This is a genomic window from Paenibacillus sp. OT2-17, assembly GCF_009827695.1.
In the GTDB taxonomy this organism is placed as follows: domain Bacteria; phylum Bacillota; class Bacilli; order Paenibacillales; family Paenibacillaceae; genus Paenibacillus; species Paenibacillus polymyxa_B.
Genome location: NZ_WUDQ01000440.1, coordinates 1 through 3122, shown reverse-complemented (window position 1 = coordinate 3122; position 3122 = coordinate 1). Strand labels below are relative to the sequence as shown.

Sequence of the window (3122 nt, the reverse complement as noted above, 5' to 3'; positions counted from 1 at the left end):
GGAAGGAGAACGAAATGATTAACGTTTTGTTTGTATGTTTGGGCAATATTTGCCGCTCTCCGATGGGGGAGGCGATACTGAGGCATAAAGCGCAGGAACGGGGATTGGGTGCAGAAATCGGGGTAGACTCGGCCGGGACAGGCGACTGGCACATCGGAAATCCCCCGCATGAGGGAACACTAAAGCAACTTAAGCTGCATGGAATCAGCGAACAAGGCATACAAGCGAGGCAAATAACGGGCCGCGATTTTGACGCGTTTGATTATATTGTGTGCATGGATGACTCCAATGAACAAAACATGCGTAAGATTGCAGGTGGGGCGGAGGCTGATATTCTAAAATTTATGGATTTGCTCCCTCAAGAAAAATTAAGAGAAGTACCCGACCCGTATTTTACAGGGAATTTTGAAGAGACCTATCGATTAATGGACGCAGGGTGCGACGCCTTGCTGGACAAGATCATAGAAGAAAAGCTATAATGTGAACGAAAGATGACGGCAATAATTGCCGTTTTTCGTTATACACTTTTGAAAGCGTAACCAAATTATGAAAAAGAGGAAGGAGCTTTATGACCTATTAGGTCAATGCTCTCATTCCCCTTAGTTACCTGGAAGAATATTTACTCAGGCGCGATCCAAAAAATACATTAGCGCGTCAGGCAATTCGTTTTGCCAAAAGCCCCACAAATGTTTGCCATCCTTTTCACGGTAAGAAACTTCAGCGTTCCGTTCGCGCAGCAAATCTGCGCATTGACGGTTAAGCTCTACAAAGTTGTAAATGCCAGTATCACTCTCAAATGCATCTTCCTGAAGGCCAACCGTCATCCACACCCGCAAATGAGACAGATCTTTCTCACGGGCGATGATTTCCTGCGAAGCTTCATAGTAAGCACCTGAGAGGCTGATAATGCGGTTGAACAGCTGAGGATACATCAAAGCCAAATGCAGAGACGCACTGCCTCCCAGTGAATCCCCCGCCAAAATGCGGGACGCTGCATCTTTTCTTATAGGATACTTTTGCTCTACATAGGGAATAATTTCTTCTGCAAAGCAGGCGGTATACGCCTCATAACGATTGCCAAAGGGAGCATACTCCTGAGTTCTGATTTTGGTATTCACTTCCACTCCTACAATAATGAAGGGTTCGACGCCCTCATCTAGAATGAGGCGGTTGGCGTGAGTTGCAATGCGACCAAAATTGAAAAATTCTTCTCCGTCCTGACAATATACGACCGGGTAGCTCAATATTTCATTATAGCCGGGCGGCAAATAAATCCGGAGAGTTCTGGTCTCGCCAAGAAAGCGGCTGTCTACTTCGTCTTTAAGGATGGTTCGTTTTAAATACCGAGAATCCGTCATTTTTCGTCACCTTTCTTGGGTATTATTTTGCATTCGGGATCACAATAAGTTAAGATTACCCTGATTGCAATAGATGTTTAAAATTTCAATCATGTACTAAGCTGTTATAGTAAAAAACATACCCTGTTACACACACAAAAATGTGGCAAACTCAAAAAAAATAACTAAATCTTTGACGCGAGCGATATAACAGGTGTATAATAATCCTATAACAGCGGAACTTGATATTCAAATTTTTTTGTTGAGGTGAAGAAAATGAGCAAGGTTCCTTATGAAGTTTACACAGAGGAAGTTGAGGCGCTGTCCGTACTTTCTCCGGATGGTGAAATTATCAATAAAGATATGTTGCCTAAACTTACAGATGATCAATTGAAAGAAATTATGTATCGAATGGTATTTACACGTACTTGGGATGACCGTGCCGTTAACTTAGGCCGTCAAGGACGTCTCGGTTTCTACGCTCCGGTATCCGGACAAGAAGCAACCATGATTGGTAGCGAATATGCGCTCCAAAAAGAAGACTTTATTGCTCCAGGCTATCGCGATATTCCGCAAATCGTTTGGCATGGCCTGCCATTATACCAAGCTTTCTTGTATTCCCGTGGTCATCAACACGGCGGCCAAGTGCCGGACGGTGTTAATGTACTGATGCCGCAAATCATCATTGGCGCGCAAATTTTGCATGCTATGGGTATTGCGATGGGTTACAAACTGAAAAAGCAAAAACAAGTCGCCATTACATATACAGGTGACGGCGGTTCTTCCGAAGGTGATTTCTACGAAGGCCTGAACTATGCTGGTGTATACAAGTTGCCAGTTATTTTCTTTGTGCAAAACAATGGTTACGCGATCACGACTCCATTTTCAAAACAAACGGCTGCTCTTTCGATCGCTCATAAAGCAGTAGCTGCTGGTATTAAAGGTGTGAAAATTGACGGCATGGACGTGCTTGCAGTTATTAAAGCCGTTCAAGAAGCTGCAGAACGTGGACGTAATGGTGAAGGTGCTACATTGATTGAAGCTGTAACGTACCGTTTCCGTCCGCATTCCCTTTCTGATGATGCAACAAAATATCGTTCCAAAGAAGAAGAAGGCGAATGGAATGCGAAAGATCCGATTGCCCGCTTTGCGAAATACCTTGAGAAAAAAGGTCTTTGGACTGAAGAAGATACAGCTCGCGTAAAAGAAGAAGCTAAGGCAAAAGTGAACGAAGAGATCAAAAAAGCCGAGAAAACAGAGAAAATGACAATTCCTGGCCTGATTGATAGCATGTTCGAAACAACGCCTAAGCACTTGGAAGAACAAAAAGCTGATTTTAAATAATTGAACTTAAAAGAGACCGGGCGGTAACCCGATCCGGTCTGCTTTTCGATTGACCTGAACTGAAATTGATCTGTCAATGTTTAAGGAGGAAATGAAGCAAATGGCACAAATGAACATGAAAGAAGCGATTCGTGACGCACTGCGCGTAGAGTTGAAACGCGACCCTAACGTCCTGCTTTTCGGTGAAGACGTAGGTCATGTAGGTGGCGTATTCCGCGCTACGGAAGGTCTGCAAAAAGAATTTGGCGAAGAACGTGTATTCGATACTCCGCTAGCGGAATCCGCAATCGGGGGTCTTGCTGTGGGTCTGGGTATTCAAGGCTTCCGCCCTGTAGCTGAAATCCAGTTCGTAGGCTTTATCTTTGAAGCACTCGATCAAATGGCAATTCAAGCATCCCGTATGCGTTACCGTTCCGGTGGACGTTACAATTCTCCAATCGT

The 3122-nt window shown here is 44.3% G+C and carries 3 protein-coding genes and 1 pseudogene; 3 read left to right on the top strand and 1 reads right to left on the bottom strand.

Annotated features, from left to right (window positions below; translation table 11 throughout):
- Window positions 1–14: 14 nt before the first annotated feature.
- Entirely contained in the window at window positions 15–479 is a 465-nt protein-coding gene (locus tag GRP75_RS22715; protein WP_053326574.1) for a low molecular weight protein-tyrosine-phosphatase, read from the top strand.
- Between the two features lie 144 nt (window positions 480–623).
- On the opposite strand, the gene GRP75_RS22710 is transcribed toward GRP75_RS22715, so the two are convergent.
- Window positions 624–1358: an alpha/beta hydrolase gene (locus tag GRP75_RS22710; RefSeq protein ID WP_160790435.1), complete on the bottom strand. Its 735-nt coding sequence runs from the start codon at window positions 1356–1358 to the stop codon at window positions 624–626.
- A gap of 255 nt (window positions 1359–1613) precedes the next feature.
- On the opposite strand from GRP75_RS22710, the gene pdhA reads away from it, so the two are divergent.
- A complete protein-coding gene (gene pdhA / locus GRP75_RS22705; RefSeq protein WP_013310511.1) occupies window positions 1614–2681 on the top strand; it encodes a pyruvate dehydrogenase (acetyl-transferring) E1 component subunit alpha in 1068 nt (355 codons plus the stop codon).
- Between the two features lie 100 nt (window positions 2682–2781).
- Window positions 2782–3122 (top strand): annotated as a pseudogene (locus tag GRP75_RS22700) (alpha-ketoacid dehydrogenase subunit beta); the annotation flags it as partial.

Excerpts from the sequence above, each read along its gene's own strand:
- GRP75_RS22715 (WP_053326574.1), top strand. The coding sequence starts at position 15 with ATGATTAACGTTTTGTTTGTATGTTTGGGCAATATTTGCCGCTCTCCG.
- GRP75_RS22710 (WP_160790435.1), bottom strand. The coding sequence starts at position 1,358 with ATGACGGATTCTCGGTATTTAAAACGAACCATCCTTAAAGACGAAGTA.
- pdhA (WP_013310511.1), top strand. The coding sequence starts at position 1,614 with ATGAGCAAGGTTCCTTATGAAGTTTACACAGAGGAAGTTGAGGCGCTG.